Annotated in this window: 14 protein-coding genes; 9 read left to right on the top strand and 5 right to left on the bottom strand. The window is 69.6% G+C overall.

Annotated elements, in window-relative coordinates; genetic code table 11:
• Positions 1-42 precede the first annotated feature (42 nt).
• From QM732_RS01455 to QM732_RS01430, 6 genes are all read left to right on the top strand, one after another.
• Entirely contained in the window at positions 43-2,430 is a 2,388-nt protein-coding gene (locus QM732_RS01455; RefSeq protein ID WP_415654441.1) for a TonB-dependent receptor, read from the top strand.
• 88 nt (positions 2,431-2,518) lie between these two features.
• Complete coding sequence (locus tag QM732_RS01450) at positions 2,519-3,043, top strand: YcnI family protein (RefSeq protein ID WP_415654440.1); 525 nt, start codon at positions 2,519-2,521, stop codon at positions 3,041-3,043.
• Positions 3,043-3,447, top strand: coding sequence for a DUF2946 family protein (locus QM732_RS01445; RefSeq protein ID WP_415654439.1), 405 nt, complete (start codon positions 3,043-3,045; stop codon positions 3,445-3,447). Before QM732_RS01450 ends, QM732_RS01445 begins: the two co-directional genes overlap by 1 nt.
• Positions 3,448-3,563: 116 nt before the next feature.
• Positions 3,564-5,711, top strand: coding sequence for a TonB-dependent receptor (locus QM732_RS01440; RefSeq protein ID WP_415654438.1), 2,148 nt, complete (start codon positions 3,564-3,566; stop codon positions 5,709-5,711).
• A gap of 2 nt (positions 5,712-5,713) precedes the next feature.
• Positions 5,714-7,210, top strand: coding sequence for a PepSY domain-containing protein (locus tag QM732_RS01435; protein WP_415654437.1), 1,497 nt, complete (start codon positions 5,714-5,716; stop codon positions 7,208-7,210).
• A 50-nt stretch (positions 7,211-7,260) separates the two neighbouring features.
• A complete protein-coding gene (locus tag QM732_RS01430) occupies positions 7,261-7,722 on the top strand; it encodes a copper chaperone PCu(A)C (RefSeq protein ID WP_415654436.1) in 462 nt (153 codons plus the stop codon).
• 310 nt (positions 7,723-8,032) lie between these two features.
• On the opposite strand, the gene QM732_RS01425 is transcribed toward QM732_RS01430, so the two are convergent.
• The 3 genes from QM732_RS01425 to QM732_RS01415 are packed head-to-tail and all read right to left on the bottom strand — an operon-like array spanning position 8,033 to position 9,854.
• Positions 8,033-8,476 carry a hypothetical protein gene (locus QM732_RS01425; protein ID WP_415654435.1) on the bottom strand — a complete coding sequence of 148 codons (444 nt, stop codon included), beginning with the start codon at positions 8,474-8,476 and terminating at the stop codon, positions 8,033-8,035.
• 23 nt (positions 8,477-8,499) lie between these two features.
• Complete coding sequence (locus tag QM732_RS01420; RefSeq protein ID WP_415654434.1) at positions 8,500-9,021, bottom strand: c-type cytochrome; 522 nt, start codon at positions 9,019-9,021, stop codon at positions 8,500-8,502.
• Positions 9,018-9,854, bottom strand: a complete 837-nt coding sequence (locus QM732_RS01415) for a hypothetical protein (protein ID WP_415654433.1) — start codon at positions 9,852-9,854, stop codon at positions 9,018-9,020. Before QM732_RS01415 ends, QM732_RS01420 begins: the two co-directional genes overlap by 4 nt.
• Positions 9,855-10,046: 192 nt before the next feature.
• Between QM732_RS01415 and QM732_RS01410 the strand changes: the two genes are divergently transcribed.
• The gene (locus QM732_RS01410) at positions 10,047-10,727 is read left to right on the top strand and encodes a hemerythrin domain-containing protein (protein WP_415654432.1); all 681 of its coding nucleotides are present in this window, start codon (positions 10,047-10,049) and stop codon (positions 10,725-10,727) included.
• On the opposite strand, the gene QM732_RS01405 is transcribed toward QM732_RS01410, so the two are convergent.
• Both QM732_RS01405 and QM732_RS01400 read right to left on the bottom strand, forming a co-directional pair.
• Positions 10,694-13,324: a LuxR C-terminal-related transcriptional regulator gene (locus QM732_RS01405; protein WP_415654431.1), complete on the bottom strand. Its 2,631-nt coding sequence runs from the start codon at positions 13,322-13,324 to the stop codon at positions 10,694-10,696. The genes QM732_RS01410 and QM732_RS01405 overlap by 34 nt on opposite strands.
• Before the next feature lie 66 nt (positions 13,325-13,390).
• On the bottom strand, positions 13,391-14,629 hold the full coding sequence (locus tag QM732_RS01400) for a class I SAM-dependent methyltransferase (RefSeq protein ID WP_415654430.1): 1,239 nt from the start codon (positions 14,627-14,629) through the stop codon (positions 13,391-13,393).
• Between the two features lie 180 nt (positions 14,630-14,809).
• On the opposite strand from QM732_RS01400, the gene QM732_RS01395 reads away from it, so the two are divergent.
• Entirely contained in the window at positions 14,810-15,469 is a 660-nt protein-coding gene (locus tag QM732_RS01395; protein WP_415654429.1) for a PEP-CTERM sorting domain-containing protein, read from the top strand.
• Positions 15,470-15,743: 274 nt separating this feature from the next.
• Positions 15,744-17,480 (top strand): S8 family serine peptidase, encoded by a 1,737-nt coding sequence (locus tag QM732_RS01390; protein WP_415654428.1) that lies wholly within the window; start codon positions 15,744-15,746, stop codon positions 17,478-17,480.
• The last annotated feature ends 72 nt before the right edge of the window (positions 17,481-17,552 follow it).

Here is a 17,552-nt window from a genome sequence, read left to right as displayed (position 1 = left end):
CATCGCCCGTGGGCGATGGCCCGACTCCGATCCCGCTCTTCCATGAAAAAAACCTTCCTCGTGCGCGCGGCCGCTGCTGCCTGCGCCGCGCTGCCGTTGAGCCTCGCGGCCGGCGGCGCCCTGGCCTGCGACGACTGCGACGACGCACCAGCCGCCTCGCCCCTCAACAAGCTCGGCCTGGTACGCGTGCAAGGCGCCGCGCCCAGCTCCCTGCCCACCAACATCCCGACCACCCGTGAGACCGTCACACGCTCGGACATCGAGCGCAGCGTCAACGCAACCGACGCCGAGGATGCGCTCAAGTACCTGCCCAGCCTGCTGGTGCGCAAGCGCTACATCGGCGACTACAACCACGCCATCCTGTCCAGCCGCGCCTCGGGCACCGGCAACAGCGCGCGCTCGGCCGTCTATGCGGACGGCATCCTGTTGTCCAACTACCTCGGCAACGGCGTGGGCGGACTCTCCTTCCCCCCGCGCTGGGGGCTCGTCACGCCCGAGGAGATCGAGCGCGTAGACGTGATGTACGGCCCATTCTCGGCCGCCTATCCGGGCAACTCCGTGGGCGCGGTAGTGGACTATCAGACCCGCATGCCGACGAAGTTCGAGGCTCATGCCAAGCTGGTCTACAGCGTCCAGCCATCAGATCTCTACGGCGTCAGCACGAGCTACCGGGCCTGGCAAGCCAGCGCGTCCGTGGGCAGCCGCGAAGGCGGCTTCAGCTGGTGGCTCAACCTCAACCGCACCAGCAGCCAAGGCCAGCCGCTGACCTTCGCCACGCGCCTTGCCAGCACCGGCACCGCCATCCCCGCAGGCAGCACCGCGCCCCCAGTGACTGGCGCCGTGCTCGTACCCAACAGCAACAACCTGCCCTGGTATCTGCTGGGCGCCGGCACTCAGTACGACACCACCCAGGACCATCTCAAGCTCAAGCTGGCCTACGACCTCAGCCCCACGGTGCGCGCGAGCTATGCCATGGGCTTGTGGCGCAACGACTCAGACGGCAACTCCGAAAGCTGGCTGCGCGACGCAGCCGGCAAGCCTGTGTATTCAGGCCCCGTCATCATCGATGGCAAGCAGTTCGCCAGGCTGACCGCGTCCGACTTCGCGCTGACGCGCGAGAAGCTGCGGCACGTCATGCACGGCGTCTCGGTGAAGAGCCGCAGCGGTGGTGAATGGGACTGGGAAGTCGCCGCCAGCCTCTACGACTACCAGAAGGACAGCAAGCGCCAGAACGGCCTGACCGTCAACGGCGTGCTCGTCACGGACAACCCGCAGCCGGGCGCCTGGAGCGGCGGCGCCGGCTCTCTGGCCGACGGCAGCGGCACCGGGTGGAGCACGCTGGCCGCCAAAGGCATCTGGCGGCCAGCCGGCACGGCGCATGTGGTGGACTTCGGGCTGCAGCGCGACAACTACAGGCTCAGCTACCTGACCTCGGGCATCGCGGGCAACTATCTGATGGACGGGCCTGGCAGCCTGATCAGCAAGGTGAGCGGAAAGACCCGGCTGCAGGCCGCCTACGTCCAGGACGCCTGGCTGCTTGGCCCGGACTGGAAGGCGGTGCTGGGCCTGCGCGCCGAGCATTGGCAGGCATGGGATGGCCGTACCGACTTCTCGGCCACGTCCGGCCAGGGCTACGCATCGCGCAGCGAGGACGTCTTGTCCCCCAAGGCAGCACTGTCGTGGCAGGCCGCGCCGGACACGGTGCTCAAGGCGTCGCTCGGCCGTGCGGTACGCATGCCCACCGTCGGCGAGCTGTACGGCGCCACCTCCACGACCAACTCGCAGTACATCAACGACCCCAACCTCAAGCCCGAGAGGTCGTGGACCGCCGAGCTGAGTGCGCAAACGGCCTGGGGTGCGCTGCAGTCGCGCCTGACGCTGTTTGCGGAGACCACGCGCGACTCGATTTACTCGCAGACCGTGCTCGACCTGATCGCGAACCGGAACATCAGCCGCGTGCAGAACATCGACAAGATGGGCACAAAGGGGCTGGAGGCAGCGCTTGCGGCGGTGGACTGGGGGCTCAGGGGCCTGGACCTGTCGGGCAGCGTCACCTACACCGACTCCAAGATCAAGGCCAACACCGGTTTCGTCTCGACTCCGGGCGACACGATCGGCAAGTGGCAGCCCAACATTCCGCGCTGGCGCGCAACCGCACTGGCCGCCTACCGCTTCAACTCACATTGGTCCGCCAGCCTGGCCGCGCGTTACAGCGGTCGCCAGTACCGCACGCTGAACAATGCCGACGTGAACGGCTTCGCCTACCAGGGCGTGAGCAAGTACATGACGGCCGACGTGCGCGTGCTGTGGAAGATCGACAGCCAGTGGAGCGCCGCCTTCGGCATCGACAACCTGAACAACTACCGGTACTGGAACTTCCACAACTATCCGCAGCGCAGCTACTCGGCCGAGCTGAAGTTCGATCTTTGAGCCTGGACCGAGGACAAGCCCGCCGGCTTGCCCGACGCCGGACCAATACCGGACGGCCTGCAAGCCGGCCGGCATGAGGACGACCACCATGAAACACCCGCACCTGTTCGCCCTGCTGCTGAGCACCACCGCGGTCTCGGCTCATGTCACGCTGGACCAGCCCGCCGCCCAGGCCGGCAGCAGCTATCGCGCAACCTTCAAGATCGGCCACGGCTGCGACGGCGCGCCCACCAAGGTCGTCGTCGTCACGCTCCCTGAAGGACTGCGCGGGGCCAAGCCCATGCCCAAGCCCGGCTGGACGCTAACCACCACGCGCCGCCCCTTGAGGGCTCCCTATGACAACCACGGCAAATCCGTGACCGACGAGCTCGCCGAGGTGCGCTGGGCGGCCAATGGAGAAGCCAACTACCTGCCCGACGCCTGGTATGACGAGTTCGTGGTGCGCACCGGCCTGCCGGTCGAACCCGGCACGCTGTGGTTCGGGGTGCGCCAAATCTGCACCCAAGGCGAGTGGAACTGGTCTGAGAAACCCAGCGCCACGACGCCCACGCCCCGCGCGCCGGCCATAAAGCTGACTGTGACACCGGCCCCGTCGACCGAGCACGCGCACTGATGCGTCACACCGGCCTGCCCTACCGCCATGCAACCCGCACGACCCGTGTCGTGTGGGTGGGGCTGCTGGTGCTGGCCCTGCTGCTCAAGGTCGCCACTCCCTGGCTGGCCGCCAGCGCAGCACAGTCGCGCGGCGTGACGACAGCCGACATCTGCTCGGTCTACGGCGTGCGCACGCAGCCTGCAAAGCCGGCCGACTCCAGCCACCTTTCCGGTGCCCATGGCACCTGCGCCCTGGGCCCGCTGCTGGGCGCCGCGCCACTGCCTGCCCAGCCTCCCCGAGCGGTTCTGGCAAACCTACTACCGTCGGCACAGCGACCTCCCGCCAGGGTACCTGGCATCGCGCACGACGCCACCTTGCGCTGGCTCACCCAGCGCCTGCACGCGCCACCCGCTCGGGCCTGACGCGGCACTGCGGCGGCCCACCGGCCGCTCCATTCGATCTTCCCGACTTCTTACGGTCTTTGACCGGCTGCGACGCCCTCCGGGGCGCGCGGCCGGCCATGCATCCTTTCATTTTCATGAACAGCCTCTCCCGCCTTGCGTCCCTGGCGCTTGCCTGCCTCGCAGGCCCCAACGTCCACGCCCAGGCCGACCCCAGCGCAACTCTTGACCGCGTGTCCGTCAGCGGCACCGCCAGCGGCCTGGGCGCGACCGCAGGCCGCAACTCGCGCCTGGGCATCACGCTGCAGCAGACGCCGGCCAGCGTCACCCTCATAGACCGCGAGGCCATCGAGGCCCGCGGCGCCGCCAACACCCAGGACGTCCTCAAGAGCGTGCCCGGTATCGTGGCCGCCGACCCGCCGGGCTCGGCCGGCAGCGTCTTCTATCGCGGCTTCGGTGCGGGCTCGCTTGCCCAGCTCTACAACGGCATCAGCGTGCAGTACGACGCGATCGCCGCCCGGCCAGTGGACAGCTGGATCGTCGACCGAGTGGAAGCCATCGGCGGCCCGTCCAGCTTCCTGAGCGGTTCGGGAGCAGTAGGCGGCACGATCAACGTCATCACCAAGGTGGCCGACACCAGCGGCGACCTGACGCGGCTGTACACGGGCGCGGGCGACCGTGCCCAGGCTGCTGCCAGCCTGCAGCGCACCCTGGCTGGGCAGGTGCTGCGCCTGGAACTCAACCGCAGCGAAGGTGCGCTGTGGACGCAGGGACGTGATCGCAGCGCCTGGCAGGCCAGCGCGTCCTGGCGCGCTCCGCTGGCCTCGGCCTTCACGCACACGCTGGCCATCGAGCGCCAGCACGAGAAGGTGACGCAGCCCTATTGGGGCACTCCCATGCTGCGCGCTGCGGACGGCACGGTCAGCGGCGCCCTGCAGTTCGACGCCAACACCTTCGGCATCAACTACAACGTGGTGGACGGCCGCTATGAGCAAGACGTGACGTGGGGTCGCTCCATCCTCGAATGGACACCATCGCCGCAGACCCGGATTAGCCACACGCTCTACCACTACGACGCGCTGCGCGACTACGACAACGTCGAGGTCTACACCTTCAAGGCCGGCAACACGGCGGTGGAGCGCTCCAGCGCGCTGCTGCAGCGCCACGATCAGCACGTCACCGGCAGCCGCGCGGAGCTGAAGCACGCCACCCGCATCGCCGGCCAGCCCTCAGACTTCGCACTGGGCTGGGACTGGAGCTTCAACGAACAGACGCGCTTCCCTCTGTCGGTCAACGGCCCGTTCGACACCACCAATCCCTACGCGCCAGCCGACCGCTACTTCCTGCAGACGCCCGGCATCACGCGCAGCTACACGCCCGGCGCCACCAATGTGCTGCGCGCGTTCGCGCTGTTCGCAGAGAACCGCACCGAACTGGGCAGCGGTTGGGCGGTCGTCAGCGCGCTGCGAACCGACCGCATCGCGCTGGACGTTCGCAATCACCGCACGGCATCCGCAACCAACCCGGCGCTGTTCACGACGCAGTTTTCGCCCCTGACCGGCCGGATCGGCCTGGTCAGGGACCTGAGCCCCAGCTGGCAGGTCTACGCTCAGGCCAGCACAGCCGCCGACCCACCCTCGGGCGCGCTGGCCACCGCCGGCTTCTCGGCGCTGCGCGACTTCGACCTCACCCGCGGCCGGCAGGTCGAGGTGGGCAGCAAGCTGGGCTTCGACGCCGGCCGGGGCTGGGCGACCGTGGCGGCTTATGACATCACGCGCAAGAACCTCTCCATCACCGACCCCAACGATCGCACCCAGGTCATTCCGGTCGGCGCGCAGAGCAGCCAAGGCGCTGAGCTAAACACCCGCTGGCGCGCCAGCCCGCAATGGACTGTTGCCGCTCAGGCCAGCTATACCCGCGCACGCTTCGACAGCTTCGTCGAGACCGTCGGCACGACGACCGTGTCGCGGGCAGGCAAGCGCCCAGCCAACGTGCCGACGGTGGTGCTGGGCGGCAGCCTCGACTGGCGCCCGAATGAGTCGCTCGTCGTGGGCGCCGACTGGCGCCATGTCGGCAGGCGATTCGCCAACACCGCCAACACGGCCTGGGACGATGCCTACTCTCTGCTGGGCTTCACCCTGACGCTGCGCATCACCCCGCAACTCACCGCGCGCGCGCGCATCGACAACGCGACGGATAGCGGCTACGTGGCCAGCCTCAGCACCAGCCTGCCCTACCTGGGCGCCCCGCGAAGCATCAGCGGCGCGCTGGACTGGCGCTTCTGATCATGAAACGCCTGCTCTACCTGCTGCACCGCTGGGTCGGCATCGCGCTGTGCCTCTTGATGGCCCTGTGGTTCCTGTCGGGCATGGTGATGCTCTATGTAGGCTACCCCAAGTTGACACAAGACGAGCTGATGCGGGGCTTGCCCGTGCTGAGTGCCGATGGCTGCTGCGTGGGCTTGCCCGAGGCACTGCAGGCGTCCGGCCTGCCTCAGGCCAGCCAATGGCGGCTCACGAGTGTCGCCGGCCAGCCGCGCTATGTCTTCAACGACGGCCGCACGGGCTTTGCGGCGGTCGACGCCCGCAGCGGCCAGCGCATCGACTCTGTCGGCGGCGACCAGGCCCTGGCCTCGGCACGGCATTTCGCGCAAGGTGCACCGGGCCGGTTGCTGGGGGCGGTCGCCGAGGACGCCTGGACCCACTCGCGGGCGCTGGACGGACACCGGCCGTTGCTGCGCGTGGCCTTGGATGACGCCCAGCAGCGCTGGCTGTACGTGAGCAGCACCACCGGTGAGGTCGTTCGCGATGCCAGCGCCACAGAGCGTCGCTGGGGCTGGGTGGGCGCCTGGCTGCACTGGCTCTATATGCTGCGCGGCGGCCCCCTCAACGGCTGGTGGACCGACATCGTCATCGGGCTGTCCCTCGCGGGCAGCGTGCTCGCTTTGAGCGGCCTGCTCGTCGGCGTGTGGCGCTGGCGCTTCAGGGGTCGCTACCGCAATGGCTCGCGCTCGCCCTACCTAGGGAAGATGGCACGCTGGCATCATGTCACGGGCCTGATCGCCGGCACGCTTGCGCTGACCTGGGTGCTCAGCGGCCTGTTCTCGATGAACCCCTGGAAGGTCTTCGAGGTGTCCGGCCCCAGGCCCGACCGCCTGGCCTACGCGGGCGGGCCACTTCAGCCGGAGCAGGCGCCAGCGCCTGCCACCGTGCTGCGCCAGCTCGCAGCCGATGGCCAGCGTCCGCGCATCCTGGAATGGCGGCGCGTGGCCGGCGACCACGTGGTGCTGGTGCAGACCGCGACCGGTCAGTTCCTCGTCGACGCGCAAGGCCGAACGCTGCCGCCACTGCCGCCGTCCGCCCTTGTGGCTGCGGCAGGCACGCTGCTGCCTGGCGCACGAATCCTCGAGCAGCAATGGCTGCAAGGGTACGACCGCTACTACTACAGCCGAGAGCAGCACACGATGACCGGCCAGCGTGAGCGCCCGCTGCCCGCGCTGCGGCTGCGCTTCGACGACGCACAGGCGCACTGGGTGGTGCTTGACCCGGTCACCGGCTCCATCGTGCAGATCAGCAACAGCCGGCAGCGCACCGAGCGCTGGCTGTTTGCCTTCCTGCACAGCTTCGATCTGCCCCAGCTTCTTGCCGCCCGTCCTGCATGGGACGCGTGGATGCTGAGCTTCAGCGTCGCCGGCCTGACCCTGTGCCTGACTGGTGTCGTGCTGGGCTGGCGCCGCCTGTGGAAAAAGGTTCGTTTCTTCGACGCCTCGGGGGGCAAGCGATGACGTCGACTCGCCCCACTGCCAAATCCCTTCACCCTCACTGGACAAATGCCATGACCTTCAAAACGCTGCTGATCGCAACCTCGCTGATCGGCTCCCTGACCTCCGCCGCGAGCGCGCAAGTCGTCGCCAAAGACGCCTGGGCGCGGGCCACCGTCGCACAGCAAAAGGCGTCGGGGGCCTTCATGCTGCTCACTGCCGCACAGGATGCTCGCCTTGTCTCGGTCAGCTCGCCCGAAGCGTCGGTCATCGAGATCCACGAGATGACGATGCAGGACCAGGTGATGAAGATGCGCCCTGTGCCCTATCTGGCACTACCGGCAGGCCAAACCGTCGAGCTCAAGCCCGGCGGCTACCACCTGATGCTGCTGGACCTCAAGAAGCCACTGACGGCAGGCGCCAGACTGCCGCTGACGCTGGTCATCGAAGGCTCGGACGGCAAGCGAGCGCGCGTCGAAGTCGCAGCCGAGATCCGCTCACCTGGTGTCGCCGGCAAGTCCGGGCATGCGCACTGAGCCGGAATAAGCAGGGGCCATCCCGGCTGATCGTGGCTTCGTTCACGGCCGGCTGCGCCGATGATTCATCCCGTCACCAGTGCACGGCCCCCGGCAACGTTGCGGCCCCTGGCGAGGCGGAACGCGAGCCGCCCGCGACCACGAAAGCACGAGATCCGGGCCTGCCCGCGTCACCTCACGGTGTCGCTCCGCTGGCCGCCTGCGCTGTGATGCACGCCGCAGCCCCACGCCCCTCATGGGTGCGTCCCGGGCGGCGTGAAGCGCTCTTGCGCCCCGACCGGCTCACGCCGGGCGGGGCTTCATTTTTTGGCTATCGCATCGCGACGATGCCGCCCTCGCGCGCCTGCGCCAGCAGGAAGAGACCGGCCTCGCTGCGCTCCCCGCTCTTCACCTGCACGTCCACCAGACAGGCCTGGCCGACCGCGGTGGAGCGCACCAGCCGCGTCTGGCGCGGCTGCGGCGAGCGGCCCAGCCTGGCGATCAGCTCGCGATAGACGGCCTGGCGGCCGGTCTCGCCGGCCGCGCCCAGGCTGCCGTCCAGCGCGAACTGCGCCGTCAGGCCCCAGGCATCGCTGGCGTTCCAGCGCGCATCGAAGTCGTCCAGGCGGCGCTGCAGCGCTGCCTGGTCCTCGCAGGGCGATGCGGCGGCGAAGGCCTCGCCGGGCAGGGCCAGCACGCCGGCCGCGACGACGCTGAGCGCGCCGACCAGCGCGCAGAACAGGCCCAGGTGGGCGCAAGGATTCAAGTGCTTCATGACGGATCTCCTGGGGGTTCGGGTCAGCGCTGGACCGGTGCGATGGGCTCGGGCACCTTGTTGCGGACGGCCGGCAGCGACTGCAGGTAGGCGAATACGGCCTTGAGGTCGTCGTCCGTCATGTGGTTGTAGACGGGGATGGGCATGGGCGGCAGCACCGGCCGGCCGCGGCCGAGGTGGCGACCGGTACGGATCGTCTGCACGAAATCGGCCTCGCTCCAGCGCCCCAGGCCGGTCTCCATGTCGGGAGTCAGGTTGGCCGAGAAGCTCAGGCCCCAGGGGCCCGAGTAGGCCGTGCCGCTGTTGGCAATGACGGCCACCCATGGCCCCTCTGGCGGCGCCACGGGCGCGGTGATGACGAAGGGCTGCGGATGGCCGGACAGGTGGCGTGCCATGTCGGGCTCCGGGCCGTTGGCGCCCATCTTCATGGGCGTGTGGCAGTCGGCGCAGCCACTGGTGTTGACGAGGTAGCGGCCGCGCTCGATGCGGTCGCTGGCCTGGGCCGTACCGGCCAGCAGGACGAGAAGGGGGATCAAGGCTTTCATGGACGGGGGTTCTCCGGGTTGAAGTGGTGGGCCAGCAAAGCCAGGCCCTGGGCGTCGACCTCGCGGGTGCCCAGGGGCGGCATCTGCTGGTAGGGGTTGCGGGTGCCCGCACGCCTGAGCAGTGCGGCGGCTTGGTCTGCCTCCAGGGGCGCGGGCGGGCGCCCCACGTCCAGCGCGAGGCGAAGCGGCACCGGTACGCCGCCCTCGAAATGGCAGTGACCGCAGTTGGCGTGCAGATAGCCGCGGGCGGCGTGCTCGGCGGGGCCTGCTGCAGCAAAGTCAGGCCCCTGCCGAGCCCAGGACGCGGGAGCATCCTTCAGCAGGCCTTCACGCAAGAGGGCCGATACGGCCGGGCCCAGTTGCAGGGCGGCGAAACCGAGCACCGGGCTGCGCGCGCCGGCATGGCAGGCCATGCAGTCGCCCACCGACGGGACGTCGTAGCGCCGCCCGCCGGGCAGCATCAGCGACTGCCCTCGAGCCGGCGCGCGCGCCGCGTCGGCCCCGTCCCAGACATAGCTGGCCATCTCCCAGCGGCCATCGGCGGCGAGCCGAAAGTGGCGCGTCTCCACCGGGCGACCATCAACGCTGAACTCCTTCCACAGCCGCGTGCCGACGGGGAAGCGCCAGGCGTCGGGCTGGCTTGCGTCCACCTGGGTACCGGGCGGCAGCGCAATCCAGCGCCGCTTCGCCGCACCGTCGGACCACAGCGCGAAGCGCGGTTCGAAGGCACGAACGCCAGCTCCGCCCAGGCCGGTCTGGCTCAGGCGCTCGGGCAACTCGGCACGCGCTGCGAGGGCGGCGGTGCTGAGCAGGATCAGGACGAGGCGTTGCATGGCCGCTCACTGTGCCGAGCGACTCCGGAGCAGCCATCGCCACGATGGGCCAATGTGAGGATTACCAAGGAGCCATGACGGGGGTCATGCCGTGGCCCGCCAGCCATGGCCCGTCCGAGCGATGGCAGAGAGCGCGCCGGCCGGAACACTGCCCGGCATCCGGCCCATCGCGCCGGCTCAACGGAGCCTCACATGACCACCGCCCCCTCGCGCCTCGACCTCTATGCCCATATCCACAAGGGCCTGCGCCTCTTCATGAGCGACACGCTGCTGCAGTTGAGCCGCCTGGACGTGGACGACCCGCTGGACCTGGCCGCCGGCCTGGCACAGCTGGATGCGCTCCTGGATGCCGCCCGCCACCACCTCGACAAGGAGAACGAGTTCGTCCATCCCGCCATCGAGGCCCGCCGCGCCGGCGCCAGCGCCGCCATCGAGGCCGAGCATGACGAGCACCTGGACAGCATCGCGGCATTGCGGGCCGAGTCCGCGGCCCTGCGGGCCATGCCCACAGCCGCCGCCGCCCAGCGCCTATATCGGCGCTTCTCGGCCTTCGTCGCGCACAACTTCGAGCACATGGGCGTAGAGGAGCAGCGCCACAACCAGGCACTGTGGGCGGCCTACACCGATGCGGAGCTGCATGAGATCCATGGCCGCATCCTGGCCAGCATCGGCCCGCGCGAGATGAGCGAGACGCTGCGCTGGATGATCCCGGCGCTGACGCCAGCCGAACGAGCCCTCGTCGTAGGTAGCCTGCCGCAGGCCGTCCAGGCGCCGGTGCTGGCTGCCGTGCGGCCGCTGCTCAACGACTCGGCCTGGGCCAAGCTGTGCCGGGCCCTGGATCAGGCCAGCGTGCCGGGCCTCGTCGAGGCCTGATCCCGGCGGTTCCACCAAGCCGCGGCCTCGCCGCGCGAATTCAGCCCCAGCTTGTCGAGGATGTTCGCCACATGCCGCTTGACCGTATGAGGGCTGAGGTCCAGCGCGCGGGCAATGTGCTTGTTGCTGGCGCCTGCGGCGATCTGCGCGATGACTTCGGTCTCGCGCTGGGACAGGCGATCATCCGCTGCCGCCATCGGCCCAGCCATGGCCAGCACGGCCGGCCGCAACGCGTCGGCCCAGCCGCGCAGGCGGGCGACTTCGGCAGCGTCGAGCTCGCCGCGCCAATCCTCGGCCGCCACCCGCAGCAGCTCGGGTATCGCCCACATCAGCCCGCCCGGCTCGCGCCGGGCCAGTGCCGGCGCCAGTGCCTCGGCCGCTCCGGCGCGGTCGCCGCCATCCAGTAGCACCACGGCAAGCCGCAGGCGCGCCTCGGCCAGTTGGCCCAGCAGATCCCCGCTTTCGCCGTCGGAAAGCAACACGCGCCAGCCGGCGATGGCCTCGCCGCGCCGCCCTTCCAGCGCCGCGAGCCGGGCGCGCAGCCCCTGCAGCGGACGCGGACGGTGCGGCATCACCAGGTCCGGCAGGTCGGCACCCAGCCGCACCAGGCTCTCCAGGCCTTCCACCAGCACCTCACGGTTGCCGACGGCCGCCGCCACGCGGGCCATGAAGAAGCTGGCATGCCAATGCCCCCAGGTGCCATAGCCGGGTACGTGCTCGGCCAGGCGCAGCCGCATCAGCTCCAGCGCCGCATCGTGGCGGCCGTGGACAAGATCGAGCATCGCGTGCAGGGCTTGTCCGTGGTTGCGCGCAATGACGAGGCGGCCGAACCAGGCTGCGTCGGCCTCGGCGCGCGCCAGCAGTTCCTGCGCCTCGGCAATGCGGCCCTGCCAGAACAGGTTCCAGGCCTGTGCCATGTGGGCGTTGACGCCAAAAGGCAGTGGCCGCTCGCCCAGCACCTGCATGGCACCGCGATACCAGCGGTCGGTCACGGTGGCCATGCCGGTGCAGCTGACCTGGCGCGGCGGCGGCGAGCCGGTGTACCAAGCCTCCAGCGAGGCAGTCTGCAGCAACTCGGTGACGAGGGCGTCGAACAGCGGCGCGACAGCGTCGAAGTGACAGCTTTCCAGCGCATGCCAGGCACGCCCCAGCAGCGTGAGGCGGCGCAGCTCGCCGCTCAGCGCAAAAGGATCGAGATCGCGCAGCAACGCCTCGGCGTCCCCAAGCCGCCCCTGGGCGATCAGCAGGATGCTGCGGTGAGCCCGCGACGCGCGCAGCCCGGCCTCGTCACCACGCGCCTCGAAGAGCACTTCGGCGCGGCTCAGATGCCATTCAGCCTGCTGGGCCTCCCACAGCACCCACAGCGCCAGCGCCTTGGTACGGTGCAGTTCGGGACTGGCCTCGGCAAAGCCGGGGTCGAAGCGGCGCGTCAGGTCCAGCAGGCCTTGGGCGCCCAGGTGGTTCATCAGCAAGGCGCCGTCGCCCAGCAGCAGCTCGGCGGCGCGCTGTGGCCGCTCGGCTGCCAGCAGCAAGCCTTGGCGACGCACTGCATCGGTCTCCAGCATGGCGGCGCGCTCCAGCAGATCGCGGTAGGCCTCGGGCTGCTCCTGGCGCAGGCGTTGCTGCAGCATGTCCCGGAACAGCTGGTGCAGCCTCAGCGTATGCGGCGCCAGATCGACGACGGTGACGAACAGGGACAGCCGCTCCATCTCCGCCAGCCAGGCCGCCGCGTTGGCGCCTTCGCCGAGGGCCTGACACCGCGCGGCGTCCAACTCGTGCAGCACGCTGGTACGCAGCAGGAAGCCGCGCAGACCGGCTTCCAGGCGGTCCAGTACCTCGGCGGCGAGATAGTCGAAGGTCGCCCGGTCGATGGCCGCCGGCAGGCGCTGGCCCTGACTCATGCCCAGAGCCAGCCGCAGACCGGCGGGCCAGCCCTGACAGCGCTCGTAGAGCCCTGCCGCAGCGCCGTCGTCCAGGCCCGCAGCCTGGGCCAGTTGCTGCACCTCGCCGCGCGCCAGTGCCAGCTCGGCCGGCCCGAGGTCGGCCAGGTCGCCGGCCGCGCGCAGCCGCGCCAGGCGCAGCGCAGGCTCGTGGCGAGCGGCGAGCACCAGGCGCCAGCGCTCGCCCATTCGGGCCAGCCAGCGGTCCAGGAACTGCAGCGAGGCCGGGTCGACGAGGTGGTGGACGTCGTCCAGCACGATGAGGCCGCATCCGACTTCGCAGGCCTCCAGCGCATTCAGCATCGCGTCGGCTACGGTGACGATCTCTGCCCCGCCGCGCAGGGCCGCGTCGCGCAGGCCCTCGGGCGCCGTGCGCCACGGAGGGTCGTAGGGCTCGAAGGCGGCGAACAGGCAGTCGAGCAGCCGGCCGAGGTCGTCACCCTCGTCCAGGGACACCCAGGCCACGGCGGTGTCCGCCGGCACGCCGGCCAGGGCCTGGGTCAGGAGCGCCGTCTTGCCGTAGCCCGCCGGCGCGCAGATCAGCAGGGCGCGGTGGCCGTCCAGCGCCTGCTGCACGCTGGCGAGCAGGGCCGGGCGCGGCAGCAACAGGCCGGCACGCGGGCGCGGTGCACGGGTCTTGGTGTGGGCGAGTGCCATGGGCGCGGATGCTAGATCACCCACCCGCAGGCGTGCATCGGGTCCGGCGCCGAGGAGCGCGCCGCGTCAGGCTGCGAGCAGTTGCTCCAGCCGCTGCTCGCGCAGGCCGTAGAAACGCTTGATCTCGGCGATCTGGGCCAGCAGCTCGGGCCGCCGTGCGGCCAGCGCCTCCGCAGCGGCGCCTTGCGCCTTCACGGCCAGGATCATCTTGTTCTTGCTGGTGTGCTCAAGCGCGATGAACTCGAACACCTGGGTGCGGTAGCCCTGGCTCTCCAGCAGCAGGGCACGCAGGGAATCGGTCACCATCTCGGCTTCCTGGCCCAGGTGGATACCGTGCTGCAGCATGGGGCGCAGCACGGCTGGCAGCGTCATCTGCGGGCGCAGTTCCTTGTGGCAGCAGGGCGAACTCATGATGACCCTCGCCCCCGACTGCAGGCCGACGTGCAGTGCATGGTCGGTCGCGATGTCGCAGGCATGCAGGGCGATCATCACGTCCAGCGGCTGCACCGCCTGGGTACGTACATCGCCCTGGTCAAAACGGATGCCGGCGAGTTGCTCGCCCTCGATGACGGCGTTGCACAGGCGCACCATGTCGTCGCGCAGCTCGATGCCGGTCACGCGCGGCTGCAGGCCGTGGGACCGCAGCCAGTCGTGCACCGCAAAGGTCAGGTAGCCCTTGCCCGAGCCGAAGTCGGCGACCCGCACATTCCCCGTCAGGCCAGCCTCCTCGGCAGCCGAGGACAGGATCTCGACGAAGCGGTTGATCTGCTTCCACTTGCGCGCCATGGCCGGCACCAGGGCCGGCTCGCCCTTGACGAGGTGGGTCAGCCCCAGGGCCGACCAGACCGGGTGCGCGATGTCCAGCGGCCTCTGCTTGGCCTTGTCGTGGGCACCTGGCGCCGGGGCCGACTCCGCATCGACGCGCGTCACGCGCAGCGTCTCGCGCCCCTTGCGGCTGACGGCGAACTGCACCTCCTCGGCCGCGGTGTGCAGGTGCGCATTGCGAAAACGCGCACCCAGCAAGGCCTCGATCTCCGCCAGGGCGGCCTGGGGCGCGTGGTTCTTGGTGATGTCCTTGGTCCGGTGCCGCCAAAGGAAGCTCAGGTACGGCTCGCCGCGCAGCTCGACCAGGCGGACAGTCAGCCGCTCGACCTCTTCCTCGTCGCCCACCGGGCCGGATAGCAGCAGCTTGCCGAACTGGCCGCCGGCCAGCGCCAGCCGCAGCAGATGCAAGAAGCGCTCATGGGCCGGCGCAGAGGCGGCGGGCGGCGGGGTGATCAGCGACGAGAAGAGCGGAGCGGACATCGGCACGGATTGTCCCGGATCGGCTGCGCCCCTTTGCTTGAGGAAACGATGCCCATTGCTGCACGAATCGTGTGGCGGCCCCCCCGCTGCGGGGGATGCCCACCGCCGCCGCTTGCTTCTAGAGTCCCCCCTAACTTGAAGTTGAAGTCCGACTTCCAGTGTTTCAAAGGAAGCCAACACATGTCCAAGTCCCTGCGCCTCGCCGCGGCCGCGCTGCTGACCGTCCTCGCCGCGTCGGCACAAGCCGGCTTCGTCACCACCAGCCAGGGCGTGGCGTTCAGCCTTCAGGCGCTGAACGCCAATACGTTTACGCTGGACATTCAGAACGCCAACCACGCCACCGGCAACTGGAGCTCCGCGACCAGCATCGGCTACCTGGGTTTGAAGGGCCTGGGCAGTCTGGCCGGCCTGACCGGCGTCAACGTGACCGTGTCTTCCAACTCCGGTGCGCCCGTCAGCTGGACGCTGGCGTCCTTCTCGGGTGAACTGGGCGGCCAGGGCTGCAACAAGAATGCCAATTCCGGCGGCATCTGCCTGGATGGACTGGCCGACCTGACGCTGGTGAATGATCTGCTGTTCACGATCCAGCTGATGGGCAGCGGGATCGACCTCACGGGCATCTCGGCGCCACATCTGAAGGTCGGTTTCACCCAGCCCAACAGCAGCAAGCCTGTGGGCGACTTGCTGTCGGTCGACATGACCTACGTCCAGCCCACTGGCGGCGGCACTCCCAGCGGTGGCACCAGCACCGGCAACACCGTGCCCGAGCCCGCTTCACTGGCGCTGGCCGGCCTGGCGCTGCTGGGCCTCGCCGCGACGCGGCGCCGCCGCTCGGCCTGACGCCCTCCCATCCGCAAACAGCCCGCCACCGCGGGCTGTTGGTCGTTGTGATGCACCAATTGTGGGCACGACCGGTCCGCACAATGGCTTGGAAACACGGCTTACAGACCCACACAGAAAGCTGCTCCGCCGCACGCCAACTCTCTCACATCAGGCCCGATGCCGGGCGCGGCGCCAAAGATGATGCCTCTAGACTGACTCCGGGCCTTTTCGCCCATTTTTTTTGGAGTCATTCGTGCCATTGCTCATTTCTATCGCGCTCTCGACAGCTTTGATGTCCGCTGCCGACCGGGAGGCCCCGTTGCCTACGGGGAGCGGCGATCCGGGCGCTGGCACTGCGCGCGCGGCCGGCCCGGCTCCGCGACGCGTGTTGATCGGCACCAAGGCCGGCCTGACAGAAGCCGAGGTGGGCAAGATCGCGTCGGCCCACGGCGCCAAGGCACGCCGCATGGGGCCGCCCGGCCTGTTCGTGCTGGACCTGCCCGCCACGGCGTCCGAGAAGGCCGTCGCGGCGACGCTGGGTCGCCATCCCCAGCTGAAATTCGCCGAGCTTGACCAGTTGGTCGTTCCGGCTGCGGCGCCCAACGATCCATACGCCGGCAGCCAGTGGCATCTGAACAAGCTGGGCCTGCCCAGCGCCTGGGATACGGCCCAGGGGGCCGGCGTGACGATTGCCGTGCTGGACACGGGCGTCGATGCCAGCCACCCCGACCTGGCAGGCCGCCTCGTGCCGGGCTGGAATTTCTACGACAACAACAGCGACACCAGCGACGTCAATGGCCACGGCACCGCGGTCGCCGGCGCGGCCACGGCCACGCTCAACAACGGTGTCGGCGTGGCCGGCACGGCCGGGCAGGCGCTGCTGATGCCCGTACGCATCGCCGACGCCAATGGCTACGCCTACTGGAGCACGGTGGCCCAGGGCCTGACCTGGGCCACCGACAAGGGTGCCCGCGTGGCCAACATTTCCTATGGCGGCGTCTCCACGAGCGCTGCCGTGCAGTCGGCGGCGCAGTACATGCGCTCCCGCGGCGGCCTTGTCGTGGTCGCGGCGGGCAACAACGGCATCGATGAGGGCTTCGCGCCCACGTCGACCATGATCGTGGTGTCGGCCACCGACGCCAACGACGCCAAGACCTCCTGGTCCAGCTACGGCAACTTCGTCAGCGTCGCGGCACCAGGCCAGGACATCTGGACGACCACCCGCGGCGGCGGCTACCAGGCCTGGTGGGGCACTTCCCTGGCCAGCCCGGTGGTGGCAGGCGTCGTGGGCCTGATGATGTCCGCCCGCCCGGCCATGAGCAACACGCAGGTCGAGAGCCTGCTGTACTCCAGCAGCGTGGACCTGGGCGCCGCCGGGCGGGACAGTTTCTACGGCTGGGGGCGGGTGAACGCCGCCGCGGCCGTGCAGGCCACGCTGAACACCGCCGTGGCGGACACCCAGCCGCCCAGCGTCTCCATCGGCTCGCCCGGCAACGGCAAGATCGTCAGCGGGCTGCTGCCCGTGGACGTCAGCGCCAGCGACAACGTCGGCGTCACGCGCGTCGACCTGAAGCTCAACGGCAACGTCATCGCGTCTGACACATCAGCCCCCTATGGCTTCAGCGTGGACACGACCCAGTTGCCCAATGGCACTGCCTCGCTTGTCGCCGTTGCCTACGACGCGGCCGGCAACCAGGGCAGCTCGACTGCCGTGGGGGTGACGGTCAGCAACAGCGTCGCGGTCACCGCCGACACGACCCCGCCGGTCGTCAACGTCAAGTCGCCCGCCAACGGCTCCAATGTGTCTGGCAATGTGTCGATCAACGTGACGGCCAGCGACAACGCCGGCGCCGCCGGCATCAAGCTGCTGCTGCTCGTCAACGGCAGCCAGGTCGCCAGCGGCAGCGGCAGCACGCTGAACTACAAATGGAACACTGCCAAGTTGCCGGCTGGCAGCTACACGCTGGAAGCCCGCGCCACCGACGCCAACGGCAATGCCTCGACCAGCGTCGTCACCGTGCGGCACTGAGGCCGGCGCCGACATCCCGGGGCGGGCGGCACTGTCGATGCTTCTTACACTTTTCGGGCGGCAGCCCGCCCC

Source organism: Roseateles sp., from assembly GCF_047654805.1.
In the GTDB taxonomy this organism is placed as follows: Bacteria; Pseudomonadota; Gammaproteobacteria; order Burkholderiales; family Burkholderiaceae_C; genus Pelomonas.
This window is presented reverse-complemented; position numbering and strand designations above follow the sequence as displayed.